This is a genomic window from Pseudomonas sp. TWR3-1-1, assembly GCF_049896545.1.
GTDB classification, from domain to species: domain Bacteria; phylum Pseudomonadota; class Gammaproteobacteria; order Pseudomonadales; family Pseudomonadaceae; genus Aquipseudomonas; species Aquipseudomonas weihenstephanensis.
On record NZ_JAFCUO010000001.1, the window covers coordinates 423,020 to 439,544 of the forward strand.

The window sequence follows — 16,525 nt, forward strand, 5'->3', positions numbered from 1 at the left end:
CGAATAAGGAGTGTTGGGGTGTCGAGTAACGATGATGATCAGCTGGGCGAGTTGAAAGACTGGTGGCAGCGCAACGGCAAACCCCTGGTCACGGGCGGCTTGTTGGCGCTGGTGGTGGTGTTCGGCTGGCAGGCTTGGCACAAATATCAGAGCAATCAGTCGCAGGGTGCGTCGATTCTCTACCAACAACTGCTTGAAACAACACTGACGCCAACGGGGCAGCCCGATACAGCCCGTGTGGCTGACCTGTCCAACAAGCTCAAGAGTGAGTACGGCGGCAGTGCCTACGCGCAGTTTGGCGGTTTGTTCGTTGCCAAGGTTGCGGTTGAGAGCGGCAAGCTGGATGACGCAGCCAATGAGCTGAACGCCATTGTTGAAAAACCAGCCAACGCCACGTTGGGTGAAGTGGCGCGTCAGCGTCTGGCTCAGGTTCTGGCCGCACAAAACAAGGTCGATGAGGCCCTGAAGCTGCTTGAAGGTGATTCGGACAAAGCATTCCTGGCCAGTCGTGAAGAACTCAAGGGCGACTTGCTGGTACAGCAAGGCCGTACTGAAGACGCACGTGTAGCCTACGAAAAAGCCAAAGCTGCGCTGTCGGATGAAGCAGCGGTCGGCGGCTTACAAATCAAGCTCGACGACCTGGCCAAAGGGGATGCGTAACGTGAACCGTTGGAAACATGCAGCATTGCTGGCTCTGGTCATATTGGCCGCGGGTTGCAGCAGCAACAGCAAAAAAGAACTGCCACCGGCTGCACTGACTGACTTCAAAGAAGAAGTCGTCTTGCAAAAGCAGTGGAGCCGTTCGATCGGTGATGGCCAGGGCAAAACCTACAACATGCTGGTGCCAGCGGTTGACGGTAATACCCTGTACGCGGCCGATGTAACGGGTGTGGTGATGTCGCTGGATCGCATGACCGGTGACGTCAAGTGGAAGAAAGACCTCGAACTGCCGGTGTCCGGTGCCGTGGGCGCTGGCTATGGCCTGGTACTGCTGGGCACCTTGCAAGGTGAAGTGGTTGCGCTCGACGCCAGCAATGGCGAAGAAAAATGGCGTTCCCGTGTTACCAGCGAAGTACTGGCGCCGCCAGCAACCAACGGTGACGTGGTTGTTGTTCAAACTCAGGACGATCGTCTGATCGGTCTTGATGCATCGACCGGTGAGCAGCGCTGGACCTATGACAGCACGCCTGGCGTGCTGACACTGCGCGGTACGGGTGCACCGTTGGTGACCAATCACTTGGCAGTGGCAGGTCTTTCGACCGGTAAAGTCGTTGCGCTGGATACGCAAAACGGTGTGCCTGTATGGGAGCAACGTGTTGCGATCCCGCAAGGCCGTTCCGAGCTTGAGCGCATCGTAGACATCGACGGCGGTCTGCTGCTGTCCGGTGGCACGCTGTATGTCGCCAGTTATCAGGGCCGTATGGCCGCACTGGAGCTGGAAAGCGGCCGTGTGCTGTGGCAGCGCGATGCTTCGAGCTACGCAGGTGTCGCTCAAGGTTTTGGCAGCGTCTATGTCAGCTTGGCATCCGGCACTGTCGAAGGCGTTGACGAGCGTTCGACTACCGCCCTGTGGAGCAACGATGCTCTGGCTCGCCGTCAATTGTCGGCGCCAGAAGTGTTTTCCAGCTATGTAGCGGTTGGCGACATGGAAGGCTATCTGCACCTGTTGAGCCAGGTTGATGGCCGTTTCGTAGGCCGTACCCGCATTGACAGTGATGGCCTTCGGGCGCGTCCGCTGGTGGTCGGTGACATGATTTACGTGTTTGGTAACAGCGGCAAACTGGAAGCCCTGACCATTCGCTAAGGCGTCTATGCTTGAGACTCTAGGGTTTCAAGCAGCCTTGCTCTGGCAAGGCTTGCGGCACATTTGTGCTGTTCCGAACTCTGGCCGCTGCCTTGCAGCGGCTTTTGTATTTTCTGAAATAACGAAGTGGAGAGCCGCATGGTTCCCGTAATCGCCCTGGTGGGCCGACCTAACGTCGGCAAGTCCACCTTGTTCAACCGCCTGACCAGGACTCGCGACGCTATCGTCGGCGACTTGTCCGGTCTGACCCGTGATCGCCAATACGGTGAGGCCAAGTGGCAAGGGCGTTCCTACATTCTGGTCGACACCGGCGGTATTTCCGGTGACGAGCACGGTATGGACGAAAAGATGGCCGAGCAGTCGCTGCTGGCTATCGAAGAAGCGGATGTTGTGCTGTTCCTGGTTGATGCAAAAGCGGGCTTCACTGCCGCTGACCAGATGATCGGTGAACACCTGCGCAAACGTAACAAGCGCTCGTACGTGGTTGCCAACAAGGTCGACAACATCGACCCGGACATGGCCCGCGCCGAGTTCGCACCCTTGGGTATGGGCGACGCGATTCCAATCGCCGGTGCCCATGGTCGTGGTATCACGCAGATGCTGGAAATTGCCCTGAGCAACTTCCCGCGTGATGAAGAAGAGCCAGAAGACGGCGAAGAAGAAGTCGTACTCGAAGGTGAGGAAGCCAAGCGCATTCCTGGCCCTAGCGAAAAAGACGGCATCAAGATCGCCATCATCGGTCGCCCGAACGTAGGCAAATCGACGCTGGTGAACCGCATGCTCGGTGAAGACCGCGTCATTGTGTACGACCAGCCCGGCACAACCCGCGACAGTATCTACATCCCGTTTGAGCGTAACGACGAGAAGTACACGCTGATCGACACCGCCGGTGTGCGCAAGCGCGGCAAGATCCACGAAGAAGTTGAAAAATTCTCCGTGGTCAAAACCCTGCAAGCGATCAAAGACGCCAACGTGGTGATCTTTGTGATGGATGCCCGTGAAGGCGTGGTAGACCACGACCTTAACCTGTTGGGCTTTGCGCTGGAGGCCGGTCGTGCTCTGGTCATCGCCATCAACAAGTGGGACGGCATGACCCCAAGCGAGCGTGAGTTCGTCAAAGTCGAATTGACGCGTCGCCTGTTCTTTGTCGACTTTGCGGACATTCACTTCATCTCGGCCTTGCACGGCACCGGCGTCGGTAACTTGTACCAATCGGTGCAAAACTCCTTCAAGTCGGCAGTTACCCGCTGGCCAACCAACCGTCTGACCCAGATCCTGGAAGACGCAGTGGGCGAGCACGCACCGCCGATGGTCAACAGCCGTCGCATCAAACTGCGTTATGCCCACTTGGGTGGTGCCAACCCGCCGATTATCGTGATTCACGGTAACCAGGTTGAGAAGGTGCCGAAGTCTTACGTCCGTTACCTCGAAAACACCTATCGTCGTGTCTTGAAGCTGGTGGGTACGCCTATCCGCATCGAGTTCAAAGGTGGCGAGAACCCGTACGAAGCCAACAAGAACTCCTTGACCGACCGTCAGGTCAACAAGAAGCGCCGTATGATGTCGCACCACAAAAAAGCCGACAAAAAACGCAGAGACAAGCGTTGATCGCGCACGCGTAGAGCGTAATGAGAAAGGGTCCGAAAGGACCCTTTTTCGTGTCAGGCGTTTGGGCTATCCTCGGTGGGTCCTGTGCCGCAGTCAGTGCCGGGAACTCAACAGGGAACGGCCATGATGACCAGCAAGTTGCCGAACGTCGGCACCACTATCTTTACGCGCATGTCGCAGCTCGCGACACAAACGGGTGCGCTCAACTTGTCTCAGGGCTTCCCCGATTTCGATGGTCCACAAGCGTTGCGCGATGCAGTGGGCAAGCACATCGCCAGCGGTCACAACCAATATTCCCCGATGACCGGCTTACCTGCCTTGCGCGAGCAAGTGGCAGCCAAGATTGCACGCAGCTATGGCGTACAGGTCAATCCAGATACCGAAGTGACCATCACGCCGGGCGCAACCCAAGCCATTTTTTGTGCCATTCAGGCGGTGATTCATGCCGGTGACGAAGTCATTGTGTTTGACCCGTGCTATGACAGTTATGAACCCTCAGTCGTATTGGCCGGGGGTCGTTGCGTGCATGTGCCGTTGGCGCTGGACGACTTCGCGATTGACTGGCAAAAGCTTGAGGATGCCTTGAGTCCGCGTACGCGCATGATCATCCTCAATAGCCCGCATAACCCCAGTGGTGCGCTGATTACCCGCGCTGAACTGGACCAATTGGCCACACTTATCGAAAACCGTGACATCTACCTCATCAGTGATGAGGTGTATGAGCATTTGGTGTTCGACGGGGTGCCCCACGTCAGTGTTCTGTCACATCCCGAGTTGTACCATCGTGCTTTCGTTGTCAGCTCTTTTGGCAAAACCTACCACGTGACCGGCTGGAAAACCGGCTACGTAGTGGCGCCGCCCGCGTTGACGGGCGAACTGCGCAAAGTGCATCAGTACGTGAGCTTTTGCGGGGTGACGCCGCTGCAATATGCGTTGGCTGATTTCATGGCGGCCTGCCCGCAACATGTTGAAGAGTTACCGGCCTTTTACCAGGCCAAGCGTGACCTGTTTTGTGACCTGTTAACCCCATCACGTTTCACCTTTAAACCGGTGGCAGGCACGTATTTCCAGTTGGTTGATTACTCCCAAATTCGTCCGGACCTCAATGATGTCGACATGGCCATTTGGCTGACCCGCGAACATGGCGTGGCGACCATCCCGGTTTCGGTGTTCTACCAGACCCCGCCCGAAGGGCAGCGGCTGGTTCGCCTATGTTTTGCAAAACGCGAGGAGACGCTGCGTGAAGCAGCAGAAAAACTATGCGTGATCTAAGTGGTTTACCCGATTTAACCGTAGCGCTGGTGCAAACCACGCTGGCCTGGCACGACCGACAGGCCAACTTTGATCATTTCGATGACCTGCTGGTTCAGGCCCAGGGCGCTGACCTGGTGGTGTTACCCGAAATGTTCACCACAGGCTTCAGTATGGATTCCAAAACCCTGGCTGAGCCTGAAGATGGCCCGTCGACCGACTGGTTGCGTCAGCAGGCTAAAAAGCTCAATGCAGTCATCACGGGCAGCGTGATCATCAAGGCGGTGGACGGCAGCCACCGCAATCGCCTGTTGTGGGCTCGCCCTGATGGCGAAGTGTTGCACTACGACAAACGGCATTTATTCCGTATGGCGGGTGAACACGAACACTTCACACCGGGTGAGCGCCAGGTTCAGTTCGAAGTGAAGGGCTGGCGTATTCGTCCGCTGATTTGCTACGACCTGCGCTTCCCGGTGTGGAGTTGCGACCCCCACGACACCGACCTGCTGTTGTACACGGCCAACTGGCCGGGGGCGCGTCGCCTGCACTGGAACCGTCTGTTGCCAGCGCGGGCAATTGAAAACCTGTGTTATGTGGCAGCCGTCAATCGGGTAGGTGCCGATGGCAAGGGCCTCGTATACACCGGTGACAGCCATATCTTTGATTTTCAGGGTGAATCGTTGCTCAGTGCAGGCGAAGCGGATGGCGTGTTTAAGATGAGCCTGAGTGCGGGCGAGTTGGCCGCTTACCGTGAGCGTTTTCCGGCGGATCTGGATGCCGACGATTTTGAGCTGCGTTAACCGGCGCATCGGGTAGTCGCTGCCGCCAGGCTGCGATGGATGGCGCAGTAGCCCTGATTTTTGCAGGTCTATTTTGCGTCATCGCAGCCTGCGGCAGCGACGACCGGCTTTGCACACAACACACACGAAAAAGCCCCCATGTCTCACGTCATGGGGGCTTTCGTGTATCAGGCAGCGCGTTTACGCGGCTTTTTCCTGCGCCTCGCTCAAGGCGCGGTTCAGCGCACTGAACAGGGCCTTGAAGCTGGCGGTGGTGATGTTTTCATCAATGCCCACACCATGCACGGCACGTTCGCCATTCACGCGCAGCTCGATGTACGCTGCCGCTTTGGCGTGGGTGCCCGCGCCGATCGCATGCTCGTTATAGTCCATGATCTCGGCCTTGACCGGCAGACCTGCCACCAGTGCTTCCAGAGCACCGTTGCCTTTACCGCTCCAGCGCAGGTTAGTTTCACCTGCACCCTTGGCCGACACTTCAACATCAACAGCGCTGTGGCCGTTTTCTTCTTGCAGGCGATGACTGACCAGTGCGTAAGGCGTGTTGGCTTGCAAGTACTCGCTGTGCAACAGGCTGTGGATTTGTTTGGCGGTCATCTCAAGGCCCAGGCGGTCGGTTTCACGCTGAACCACCTGGCTGAACTCGATCTGCATGCGACGCGGCAAGCTGATGCCGTATTCCTGCTCCAGCAGGTAAGCAATCCCGCCTTTGCCGGACTGGCTGTTGACGCGAATAACCGCCTCGTAGTTGCGGCCAATGTCCGCCGGGTCGATAGGCAAGTACGGCACTTCCCACAGGGCATCCGGTTTCTGCTGGGCGAAGCCTTTGCGGATCGCATCCTGGTGCGAGCCGGAGAATGCGGTATGCACCAAATCACCCACGTAGGGGTGACGTGGGTGAACCGGGATCTGGTTGCACTCTTCAACGACTTTGCGTACGCCGTCGATGTCCGAGAAGTCCAGCTGCGGGTCCAGGCCCTGGGTGTACATGTTCAGTGCCACGGTGACCAGATCGACGTTGCCGGTGCGTTCGCCATTACCGAACAGGCAGCCTTCCACGCGGTCAGCGCCCGCCAACAGGCCCAGCTCGGTTGCCGCAACCCCTGTGCCACGGTCGTTATGGGTGTGCAGGCTGATCAGCACGCTGTCACGGCGATTGATATGGCGACCGAACCATTCGATCTGGTCGGCATAAATGTTTGGGGTGGCGCACTCAACGGTGGCGGGCAGGTTGAGGATCATCTTGTGCTCAGGCGTCGGGTTCCACACCTCGATCACGGCATCACACACTTGCTTGGCGAACTCCAGCTCCGTGGCGCTGAAGGTCTCAGGCGAATATTCGAACGTCCACTGGGTTTCAGGTTGTTGCGCGGCGTATTTGACGAACAGTTTGGCCGCGCTGACGGCGATTTCTTTGATGCCGTCCTTGTCCTGATTGAACACGATGCGGCGAAAGGCCGGACATGTCGCGTTGTACAAGTGAACGATGGCTTTTTTCGCCCCGCGCAAGGATTCGAATGTGCGTGCGATCAAGTCTTCACGGCCCTGGGTCAGCACTTGAATGGTGGTGTCGTCAGGGATGTGACCGTCTTCGATCAGCGTGCGCACGAAATCAAAGTCGGTTTGCGAAGCGGCCGGGAACGACGCCTCAATTTCTTTTACGCCAACGCTGACCAGCGTTTTCCAGAAACGCAGCTTCTTCGCGGCATCCATCGGTTCGATCAGCGACTGATTGCCGTCGCGCAGATCAGAGCTGCACCAGATTGGCGCGCTGGTGATGGTTTTCGACGGCCACGTGCGGTCAGGCAAATCAATGACCGGAAACGGGCGGTACTTGGAAGAAGGGTTTTTGAGCATGGTCATCAGGCAATCCTTATTGTACGAGCCGAAAAAAGGCGGCTAACCGTAGATACAAAGCAGAGGGGCGAGGCACCGCAATCAGCCTTGCAGTCGTGCACTGACGAGGCAAAGGCTGCGATGTTGACGTAGCAGAATGAGGGTGTGAGGTGTGTTCATGGCCTCAACCCTAACCATTGGCCGTAAAGATGGCAAGCGGCCAAAAAAGATTGAGATAAATGCTCGAATATCGTCGTTCTACGAGTTTTTATCGCGCAATTCATGTCTTTTATTGGCAGGGATTGCGCTCCATAAAGGTAGTTGGGCGTTTTGTGCTGCTCAAGAGCTGCCGAATGGTTACGGCTGGAAAGCCCCAATAAAGATGGCCGGGTCTACGCGTGCATCATTCAGGCTGACGTTCCAGTGCATGTGCGGCCCTGTGGCGCGACCGGTTGAACCCACTTTACCTACCACCTCACCACGGGCCAGTTGCTGGCCAACCTGGGTGTCGATCTTGGACATGTGACAAAACATGCTGATGAAGCCTTGGCCGTGGTCGACAAACACGGTGTTGCCGTTGAAGAAGTAATTGCCGATCAAAATCACTTTGCCGGCTGCTGGCGTTTTGATCGGCGTGCCGGCTGGCACTGCAAAGTCGAGGCCTGCGTGCGGGTTGCGTTCTTCGCCGTTGAAGAATCGGCGCACACCAAACTTGCTCGACAACGGTCCGTTGACCGGTTTGTCCAACAGCAGGTTGCTCGGGGTGTTGGGGCTGAACGTGCGATACGCCTTGATCTGAATCGCCAGTTCATTGTCGATGCGCTTGATATCCGCCGGGTTCGGATTGACCTGGCGCTTGTTCTTCAGCGTGATGCGTTGCTCGGGGTATTTTTTGTAGCCCACTGTGAAGCTCAGGTCGCGCCCGGCCGAACTGATGAGCTGAGTGCCGGGTTTTACCGTCAGCGGGATGCCGACAATGGCACGCCATGTGTCTTGTTCTTTGACCACCAATACCGGCTTGCCTTGATAGGTGGCTTTGGGGGCTTGCGCACCTTTGCCCAGCTCGATCACGGCAACGCCCCCCGGCACAGGTTTGTTCAGTAATCGGGTGATGTAACTGTCAGCCGCGTTCGCATTGACGGTCAGGCACAACAACAAAACAGCAGAGGCAAAACGCAGCATTGATCAATCCAGTAATGAAAGGGTGACAGGCGTGAGGTGGTTATCTTCAACGCGCACGTGTAACTCGCCTTCACCCAGTTTGGCCTTCAAGCGTTGGCCGTTATGGGTTTGCCCGGCACTGCGAATGGCATTGCCGCGCTCGTCGAGCAAGATGCTGTAACCGCGCCCCAGCGTGGCCAGCGGGCTGACCACATGCAGGGTTTGCATCTGGCTTTGCAATTGCAAACGACGGGCCTTGAGCCCTTCGCGCATGGCGCGTGGCAAGCGCTCGGCCAGGCTGTCCAGACGCTGGCGTAAGAGCGCCAATTGGCGCCCCGGATGCTGACCGGCCAGACGGGTTTGGAGGCGAATCAAACGCTCGCGACGGGTATTGAGATTGCGCTCGAACGCGCGGCGCAGGCGCATGTCCAGGTCATCCAGCCGTTGTGCTTGCTGGCGCAAACGTTCGCCGGGGTGGCGTAAACGACGCGCCAGGCCGTCCAGGCGCAAGCGATCACGCATTAAACGGTCGCGCATGCGCATCACCAGGCGGCGATGCAGGTTGTCGATGCGGTGCTGCAAGTCCCGGGTGTCCGGAGCCAGCAACTCGGCGGCGGCGGAGGGGGTGGGCGCGCGTACATCGGCCACAAAATCACTGATCGAAACGTCGGTTTCGTGGCCGACGGCACTCACGACAGGGGTCACGCAGGCGTCAATGGCGCGGGCCACGGCTTCTTCGTTAAAGCACCACAGGTCTTCCAGCGAGCCACCGCCCCGGGCCAGGATCAGCGCATCAAAGCCGCGCGCATCGGCGAGTTTCAGTGCGCGCACGATTTGCGCGGTGGCTTCACGGCCTTGCACGGCAGTAGGGATCAGCGTCAGCTCGATGTGCGGTGCACGGCGGCGAAACACGCTGATGATGTCGCGAATAACCGCGCCCGTGGGCGAGCTGACAATACCAATGCGCTGCGGATGAGCGGGCAGGGCCACCTTGCGTTCGGCACTGAACAGCCCTTCAGCGCTGAGCTTTTCTTTGAGTGCATCGAAGGCCAGACGCAGCGCCCCCTCGCCTGCGGGTTCGACAGTATCGAGGATCAGTTGATAGTCGCCACGGCCTTCAAATAACGACACCTTGCCACGTACTTTTACCGCCAGGCCGTCTTTCAGCGCTTGGCGCACCCGTGCGGCGTTGTTGCGAAACAGCGCGCAACGTACTTGAGCGCCGCTGTCCTTGAGGGTGAAGTAGACGTGGCCAGACGCCGGGCGGGCGAGGTTGGAAATTTCACCTTCAACCCAGATATTGCTGAACACGTCTTCGAGCAACACCCGCGCACGGCCGTTGAGCTGGCTGACAGTCAGGACTTCGCGGTCCAGGTTGAGTCTTGCAAAAGGGTCTTTAATCATGAGGGCCATCATAAGGGCGGATGCTGATCACTGCACCTGTCGGGTTAAGGCGCGTGCACTAAAGAGTAGGCCCTTGGGGGATCAGGCTTTAAGCTGCGCGCTCTGAAAAAGCTCGCATGCAACCGCGACTACACCTTTAGGTTTGTTCTTATATGTGCCGTATCCCATGAATTCGCAAAGCATCATCGTGCCTAAAATTTCCACCTTGGCGGTGCATGAGCCCCGCGCCCGTGCCATCGTGCGCTGGCTGGTGCGCAAAAACATCATTGAAGCAGAACTCACGACCTGCGGCCGCACCGGCAATGGCATGGCTTATGCCATTGCGCCGGGGGCTGCGAGCGTGGTGTTGCACCCTGAAGCCTTGCCCTTTGGTGAGGCGATCAACGGGTTGGAGATCATTACCAAGCGCTGCATTTACACCCCGGCCAAGGGCTTTCTGGAAGAGGCCGGTTGTGCCGAGTGCCGCAAAGAAGTTGGCGAAGCACTGTTCGAAAGCCTTGAAGACTGGATGCCGGGGCGAACAGATAACTTCACCTGCCCGCTCTGCGCCCATGAAGATGACATCAACGGTTTTTTGTTTTTGCAGCCGTGCGCGTTTTCCAACCTGGGTTTCATCTTCAATAACTGGGCCGAGGCGGGGTTCAAGCAAAGCTTCCTCGATGAGTTTGCCGACTGGCTTGATCAGCCGGTGGCGTGGGTGAAAGTCGAACTGTGACCCCCGGATTGCGTAGCCGCTGCCGAGCCTGCGCGGCTGCGTGCGGGGGCGACGCCGTCGTAAAACCGGAATCCCGTTTTTACCTGACGTAACGCAGTAGCCTGACCTTGCGACCGCTTCACCGCCGGACGCGGCCTTCAGCAGCCGCTACGGATCGATTTCTGCCTTCGAAGTCAATAAATCATGGCCCTTAGCGCAAAACTCTCTAAAGGTTTCCGTTGAGCCGCACAGGTGTTTTAAGTACAATGGCGCGCTTCCATTTTCCCGCTCGGGAGCCCCAGCGATGCTGCGTATCAGCCAAGAAGCACTCACCTTCGATGACATCCTTCTCGTCCCCGGTTATTCCGAGGTTCTTCCGAACGAAGTCAGTCTAAAGACTCGTTTGACCCGTGGCATTGAACTGAATATTCCGCTGGTTTCCGCTGCAATGGACACCGTAACTGAAGCCCGTCTGGCTATCGCCATGGCTCAGGAAGGCGGTATCGGTATCATCCACAAGAACATGACCATCGAGCAGCAAGCTCACGAAGTGCGCAAGGTCAAGCGTTTCGAGGCTGGTGTGGTTAAAGAACCCATCACCATCGAGGCCGATGCCACCGTACGTGAACTGCTCGAACTGACTCGCCAGCACAATATCTCCGGTGTTCCGGTGCTGCAAAATGGCGACCTGGTCGGCATCGTGACGTCCCGCGACGTGCGCTTTGAAAACCGCCTTGAAGCCTCCGTTCGTGACGTCATGACGCCTAAAGAGCGTTTGGTGACGGTCATGGAAGGCGCGGACAAAGAAGAAGCCCGCGAGCTGTTGCACAAACACCGCATCGAGCGTGTTTTGATCGTTGACGACAAATTTGCCCTCAAAGGCATGATGACCGTTAACGACATCGAAAAAGCCAAGGCTTACCCATTGGCCAGCAAGGACGATCAGGGTCGTCTGCGTGTAGGCGCAGCGGTCGGCACGGGTAAAGACACTGCTGATCGCGTCGCGGCCCTCGTGGCGGCTGGCGTTGATGTGGTGGTGGTCGACACCGCTCACGGTCACTCCAAAGGCGTGATCGACCGCGTACGTTGGGTTAAACAAAATTTCCCGCAAGTGCAGGTGATTGGCGGCAACATCGCCACCGGCGCCGCGGCTCTGGCCTTGGCCGAAGCAGGCGCAGACGCAGTTAAAGTCGGTATCGGCCCAGGCTCGATCTGCACCACGCGTATCGTGGCTGGCGTTGGCGTTCCGCAAATCAGCGCGATTGCCAATGTGGCCGCTGCCCTTGAAGGCACCGGCGTACCCTTGATCGCTGACGGCGGCATTCGTTTCTCGGGTGATCTGTCCAAGGCCATCGTCGCTGGCGCTTCCTGCGTGATGATGGGTTCGATGTTTGCCGGTACTGAAGAAGCACCGGGTGAAATCGAGCTGTATCAGGGCCGTTCGTACAAGGCTTATCGCGGCATGGGTTCGCTGGGTGCGATGTCGCAATCCCAGGGTTCTTCCGACCGTTATTTCCAGGACTCCTCCGCAGGTGCCGAGAAGCTGGTACCGGAAGGTATCGAAGGCCGTGTGGCGTACAAAGGCTCGCTGTCGGCAATCATTCACCAACTGATGGGCGGTCTGCGTTCTTCGATGGGTTACACCGGCTGTGCCGACATCGAACAAATGCGCACCAAACCCGAGTTCGTGCGGATCACCGGCGCTGGGATGGCTGAATCCCACGTCCACGACGTACAAATCACCAAAGAAGCACCTAACTATCGCGTAGGTTGATAGTGATCGCGCCCCGGCCAGTTCGGGGTGCGATACGAATTAAGTCACCGGGGCTGTTTGATTCAGCCCCGTGTCGTTTCTGAAATTAATCGAGATTTTGTCATGGCCCTCGACATTCACGCTCACCGCATCCTGATCCTGGACTTCGGTTCCCAGTACACCCAACTGATCGCCCGTCGCGTGCGTGAGATCGGTGTTTACTGCGAGCTGCACCCGTTCGACATGGACGACGCCGCGATCCGCGAATTCGCCCCTAAAGGCATCATCCTGGCCGGTGGCCCGGAATCGGTTCACGAAGCCGACAGCCCGCGCGCGCCACAAGCCGTTTTTGACCTTGGCGTACCGGTTTTCGGTATCTGCTACGGCATGCAAACCATGGCTGAACAGCTGGGTGGCAAGGTCGAAGGCTCTGAGCTGCGAGAGTTTGGTTATGCCCGCGTAGACGTGGTCGGCAAAAGCCGCCTGCTCGACGGCATCGAAGACCACATCGACGCGGATGGCCTGTTTGGCCTCGACGTGTGGATGAGCCACGGTGACAAGGTCACCAAAATGCCATCCGACTTCCACATTCTGGCCAGCACCCCGAGCTGCCCGATTGCCGGCATGTACAACGACGAGCGCGGCTACTACGGCGTGCAGTTCCACCCGGAAGTGACCCACACCAAGCAAGGCGGTCGCATCCTGTCGCGCTTCATTCTCGACATCTGCGGCTGTGAAGCGCTGTGGACACCGTCGAAAATCGCTGAAGACGCCATTGCCAACATCCGCGCCCAGGTCGGCACTGACAATGTATTGCTGGGTCTGTCCGGCGGCGTTGACTCCTCGGTGGTAGCAGCCTTGCTGCACAAAGCCATCGGCGATCAGTTGACCTGCGTATTCGTCGACAACGGCCTGTTGCGCTTGCACGAAGGTGAGCAGGTGATGGCCATGTTCGCCGAGAACATGGGTGTCAAAGTGATCCGCGCCAACGCGGCCGATCAGTTCCTGAGCAACCTGGCGGGTGAAAGCGACCCGGAGAAGAAGCGCAAGATCATCGGCCGTACCTTCATCGACGTGTTCGATGCCGAATCCTGCAAGCTGGACAACATCAAGTACCTGGCGCAAGGCACCATCTACCCGGACGTAATCGAGTCGGCTGGCGCTAAAAGCGGCAAGGCACACGTCATCAAGTCGCACCACAACGTGGGCGGCCTGCCGGATGAAATGAACCTCAAGCTGGTAGAACCACTGCGCGAGCTGTTCAAGGACGAAGTCCGTCGTCTGGGTCTGGAACTGGGCCTGCCGTACGACATGGTCTACCGTCATCCGTTCCCGGGCCCGGGTCTGGGCGTGCGCATCCTGGGTGAAGTGAAAAAGGAATACGCCGACATCCTGCGTCGCGCTGACCACATCTTCATCGAAGAACTGCGCAAGGCCGACTGGTATCACAAAGTCAGCCAGGCGTTCGTAGTGTTCCAGCCGGTGAAATCGGTGGGCGTTGTTGGCGATGGCCGTCGTTACGCATGGGTTGTGGCCCTGCGTGCCGTAGAAACCATCGACTTCATGACTGCGCGTTGGGCACACCTGCCCTACGAACTGCTTGAAACCGTGAGCGGGCGCATCATCAACGAAATCGAAGGCATCTCCCGCGTTACGTATGACGTGTCGAGCAAGCCACCGGCAACGATTGAGTGGGAATAAGTCTGGCCGGGTAACCGGTTCAAACTAAAAAAGGCGGTCAACACCCAGTGTTGACCGCCTTTTTTGTTTTTATCTGACGTGCAGGAGTGGCGCTGTTTCAGCGCCGTGCCACGTCAGAAAAATAGAACTTGTCCAGTGTGTGCCGCGACTCGGTGTACTCAAACTGCCGCCCGTCCTGCAAGAACGTCTGGTTGCTGACCACAATGACATGGCTTTGATCGCCCAGATCCAGGTGTTGCTGATCATCTTTACTGCGCGGCACGGCTTCAATGGTGCGCTGGGCGTAGCTGATGTACAGGTTCAGCGTTTGCTCGATATAGGCGTAAATCGAATGCTGTGCAATGTCCTCGTTCAGCCCTGGAATCAACGCATTCACAAAGTGGTTGATGTCCAGAATCACGCGCTTGCCATCAATACGCCTTACCCGTTTGATGCGAGTGATCGAGCTGCCTGGCGGGGCGTCGATATGCTCGCACAGCGCACCTTCGAGCGGGAACTGCACGCATTCGACCACGTGGGTACTCACGTCGTTGCCCAGTCGCGGCCAGGTTTCCTGAAAGCTGACGATGCCGCCCAACTGAAACTCAATCGGGCTGGATGACAGTACAAACGTCCCTTTGCCATGCACCTTTTGCGCAAAGCCGCGCTCTTGCAGCTGCTCGATGGCCTTGCGCACTGTGCCGCGGCTGGCGTCATAGGCGGCCATCAACTCGGCCTCGGACGGCAAGCGCGCACCGCGCTGCAAGCGTTCGGCGGTGATGCTGGCAAGCAGATCCGTATAGATCTGGTTGTATTTAGTCATGAAGAAGTTTCTTTGCCGTGGTGGCTTAAGGGCCGAACCTTAAGGGCAGGGTGCAGGCAGTGCAAGTCCCATAGAGTCTTACGCCTTTTCAGGCGATGCCTGAGGATTGGTCTTACTGTCAATTTATTTGACCCCATCGACATGTCCATAAAAAAAACCAACTCGTCTGTACCAGTTGTTGATTTAACTGGTACAGACGAGTAGCTTGCGTTTTAGCGCGCTGCACGGGTGACGCTCAATAACAAGAATTCCAAACAGGACATCCAGCATGAGTCACGATTACTCATCGATCGCCAGCCAGTTGTTGCACAGCCTCGGGGGGGCCGAAAACCTTGAGCAGGCTGCCCATTGTGTGACACGTCTGCGCCTGGCGTTAAAAGATCCTGCTCTGGTCGACAGCGCCACGCTCAATCAGATCGACTTGGTCAAAGGTTCCTTCTTTACCGGCGGTCTGTATCAGGTGGTGATTGGTCCCGGAGAGGTTGAAAAGGTTTACGCCGCTTTGCGCGAGCAAACCGGGCTGGCGGCCTCCACCATCGCGGATGTCAAACAGAAGGGCGCCGACAAGGCCAACGCCATGCAGCGGCTGGTGCGCGTGTTCTCTGATGTGTTCATGCCCATTCTGCCAGCGCTGATCATCGCGGGCCTGCTGATGGGGGTGAACAACCTGCTTGGCGCCAAAGGCATGTTCATCGCCGACAAAACGTTGCTCGACGCCTACCCCTCGCTCGACGGCGTGTGGAGCCTGATCAACCTGATGGCCAACACCTCGTTTGTATTCCTGCCGGCGCTGGTCGGCTGGTCGGCGGCCAAGCGCTTTGGCGGCAGTGAAATCCTCGGCATTGTGCTGGGCCTGATGCTGGTTCACCCCGACCTGCTCAATGCCTGGAACTACGGCAAGGCCGTTGCCGGGCTGGACGGCCAAAGCCTGCCTTATTTCGACATCCTGGGCCTGTTTCAGATCGAAAAAGTCGGTTACCAAGGGCAAATCCTGCCGATCCTGCTAGCGGCCTACGTGATGAGCGTGATTGAAAAATGGCTGCGTGCCCGGGTGCCCAATGCCATTCAACTGCTGGTGGTGCCGATCACCACGATCGTGGTGACGGGCGTGTTGGCGCTGGCCATCATCGGGCCTGTGACCCGGCATCTGGGTATTCTGATTACCGAAGGCGTGGTCATGCTGTTTGATCTGGCACCGGTGCTCGGCGGCTTAATCTTTGGCCTGCTTTACGCACCGCTGGTGATCACCGGTATGCATCACATGTTCCTCGCCGTTGACTTGCAACTTATTGCCACACAGGGCGGCACGTTCATCTGGCCGATGATCGTGATGTCCAATCTGGCGCAGGGCAGCGCTGCGCTCGGCGTGTTTTATATGAGCCGCAATGTGCGTGAACGCAGCATGGCGTCCACCTCGGCGGTGTCTGCCTACTTTGGCATCACAGAACCGGCCATGTTCGGTATCAACCTGCGCTACAAATTCCCGTTTTACGCCGCGTTGGCGGGGTCGGCGCTGGGCAGCATTTTCCTGTCGCTGAACAAAGTCCAGGCCTCGGCCATTGGTGTCGGCGGCTTGCCCGGTTTCATCTCGATCATTCCCCAGTACATCCCGATGTTCGTGATCGGGATGCTGGTGGCCATCGCGGTGCCGTTCGTTTTGACCTGTGCCTTGAGCCTGAAAATCATCCGGCCAGGCTTTCGCGTGGCCTGATTC

Annotated in this window: 13 protein-coding genes; 9 read left to right on the top strand and 4 right to left on the bottom strand. The window is 57.7% G+C overall.

Annotation, left to right across the window (positions count from 1 at the left end; all coding sequences use genetic code 11):
* The first annotated feature begins 18 nt into the window (after window positions 1-18).
* From ACP7A4_RS02110 to ACP7A4_RS02130, 5 genes are all read left to right on the top strand, one after another.
* Window positions 19-660, top strand: a complete 642-nt coding sequence (locus ACP7A4_RS02110; protein WP_059765005.1) for a tetratricopeptide repeat protein — start codon at window positions 19-21, stop codon at window positions 658-660.
* Window positions 653-1,804 (top strand): outer membrane protein assembly factor BamB, encoded by a 1,152-nt coding sequence (gene bamB / locus ACP7A4_RS02115; RefSeq protein ID WP_059765003.1) that lies wholly within the window; start codon window positions 653-655, stop codon window positions 1,802-1,804. The genes ACP7A4_RS02110 and bamB overlap by 8 nt, the downstream gene beginning before the upstream one ends.
* 138 nt (window positions 1,805-1,942) lie before the next feature.
* Window positions 1,943-3,412 (top strand): ribosome biogenesis GTPase Der, encoded by a 1,470-nt coding sequence (gene der, locus ACP7A4_RS02120; protein WP_048362614.1) that lies wholly within the window; start codon window positions 1,943-1,945, stop codon window positions 3,410-3,412.
* A 123-nt stretch (window positions 3,413-3,535) separates the two neighbouring features.
* Window positions 3,536-4,684 (top strand): pyridoxal phosphate-dependent aminotransferase, encoded by a 1,149-nt coding sequence (locus ACP7A4_RS02125; RefSeq protein ID WP_059765001.1) that lies wholly within the window; start codon window positions 3,536-3,538, stop codon window positions 4,682-4,684.
* A complete protein-coding gene (locus tag ACP7A4_RS02130; RefSeq protein WP_059765000.1) occupies window positions 4,672-5,463 on the top strand; it encodes an amidohydrolase in 792 nt (263 codons plus the stop codon). Before ACP7A4_RS02125 ends, ACP7A4_RS02130 begins: the two co-directional genes overlap by 13 nt.
* Window positions 5,464-5,643: 180 nt before the next feature.
* Here ACP7A4_RS02130 and leuA read toward each other — a convergent pair whose 3' ends face one another.
* From leuA to xseA, 3 genes are all read right to left on the bottom strand, one after another.
* Window positions 5,644-7,323 carry a 2-isopropylmalate synthase gene (gene leuA / locus ACP7A4_RS02135; protein WP_426245333.1) on the bottom strand — a complete coding sequence of 560 codons (1,680 nt, stop codon included), beginning with the start codon at window positions 7,321-7,323 and terminating at the stop codon, window positions 5,644-5,646.
* Between the two features lie 330 nt (window positions 7,324-7,653).
* On the bottom strand, window positions 7,654-8,478 hold the full coding sequence (locus ACP7A4_RS02140) for a peptidoglycan DD-metalloendopeptidase family protein (protein ID WP_203302316.1): 825 nt from the start codon (window positions 8,476-8,478) through the stop codon (window positions 7,654-7,656).
* Between the two features lie 3 nt (window positions 8,479-8,481).
* On the bottom strand, window positions 8,482-9,861 hold the full coding sequence (gene xseA / locus ACP7A4_RS02145) for an exodeoxyribonuclease VII large subunit (protein ID WP_426245335.1): 1,380 nt from the start codon (window positions 9,859-9,861) through the stop codon (window positions 8,482-8,484).
* Between the two features lie 166 nt (window positions 9,862-10,027).
* Here xseA and ACP7A4_RS02150 point away from each other — a divergent pair, with 166 nt between their 5' ends.
* The 3 genes from ACP7A4_RS02150 (at window position 10,028) to guaA (ending at window position 14,009) form a co-directional block, all read left to right on the top strand.
* Window positions 10,028-10,576, top strand: coding sequence for a hypothetical protein (locus ACP7A4_RS02150; RefSeq protein ID WP_048362618.1), 549 nt, complete (start codon window positions 10,028-10,030; stop codon window positions 10,574-10,576).
* Window positions 10,577-10,859: 283 nt separating this feature from the next.
* Window positions 10,860-12,329, top strand: a complete 1,470-nt coding sequence (guaB, locus tag ACP7A4_RS02155) for an IMP dehydrogenase (RefSeq protein WP_059764994.1) — start codon at window positions 10,860-10,862, stop codon at window positions 12,327-12,329.
* A 102-nt stretch (window positions 12,330-12,431) separates the two neighbouring features.
* Window positions 12,432-14,009, top strand: a complete 1,578-nt coding sequence (gene guaA, locus ACP7A4_RS02160) for a glutamine-hydrolyzing GMP synthase (protein ID WP_059764991.1) — start codon at window positions 12,432-12,434, stop codon at window positions 14,007-14,009.
* A gap of 97 nt (window positions 14,010-14,106) precedes the next feature.
* On the opposite strand, the gene treR is transcribed toward guaA, so the two are convergent.
* Entirely contained in the window at window positions 14,107-14,811 is a 705-nt protein-coding gene (treR, locus tag ACP7A4_RS02165; protein ID WP_059764989.1) for a trehalose operon repressor, read from the bottom strand.
* 268 nt (window positions 14,812-15,079) lie between these two features.
* Between treR and treP the strand changes: the two genes are divergently transcribed.
* Window positions 15,080-16,522 carry a PTS system trehalose-specific EIIBC component gene (gene treP, locus ACP7A4_RS02170; protein ID WP_203302317.1) on the top strand — a complete coding sequence of 481 codons (1,443 nt, stop codon included), beginning with the start codon at window positions 15,080-15,082 and terminating at the stop codon, window positions 16,520-16,522.
* Window positions 16,523-16,525 lie beyond the last annotated feature (3 nt).

Bases quoted from the DNA above. Each gene is read 5' to 3' on its own strand.
- leuA (WP_426245333.1), bottom strand. From the start codon at position 7,323: ATGACCATGCTCAAAAACCCTTCTTCCAAGTACCGCCCGTTTCCGGTC.
- treR (WP_059764989.1), bottom strand. From the start codon at position 14,811: ATGACTAAATACAACCAGATCTATACGGATCTGCTTGCCAGCATCACC.
- bamB (WP_059765003.1), top strand. From the start codon at position 653: ATGCGTAACGTGAACCGTTGGAAACATGCAGCATTGCTGGCTCTGGTC.
- der (WP_048362614.1), top strand. From the start codon at position 1,943: ATGGTTCCCGTAATCGCCCTGGTGGGCCGACCTAACGTCGGCAAGTCC.
- ACP7A4_RS02130 (WP_059765000.1), top strand. From the start codon at position 4,672: ATGCGTGATCTAAGTGGTTTACCCGATTTAACCGTAGCGCTGGTGCAA.
- treP (WP_203302317.1), top strand. From the start codon at position 15,080: ATGAGTCACGATTACTCATCGATCGCCAGCCAGTTGTTGCACAGCCTC.
- ACP7A4_RS02140 (WP_203302316.1), bottom strand. From the start codon at position 8,478: ATGCTGCGTTTTGCCTCTGCTGTTTTGTTGTTGTGCCTGACCGTCAAT.
- xseA (WP_426245335.1), bottom strand. From the start codon at position 9,861: ATGATTAAAGACCCTTTTGCAAGACTCAACCTGGACCGCGAAGTCCTG.
- ACP7A4_RS02150 (WP_048362618.1), top strand. From the start codon at position 10,028: ATGAATTCGCAAAGCATCATCGTGCCTAAAATTTCCACCTTGGCGGTG.
- guaA (WP_059764991.1), top strand. From the start codon at position 12,432: ATGGCCCTCGACATTCACGCTCACCGCATCCTGATCCTGGACTTCGGT.
- guaB (WP_059764994.1), top strand. From the start codon at position 10,860: ATGCTGCGTATCAGCCAAGAAGCACTCACCTTCGATGACATCCTTCTC.
- ACP7A4_RS02125 (WP_059765001.1), top strand. From the start codon at position 3,536: ATGATGACCAGCAAGTTGCCGAACGTCGGCACCACTATCTTTACGCGC.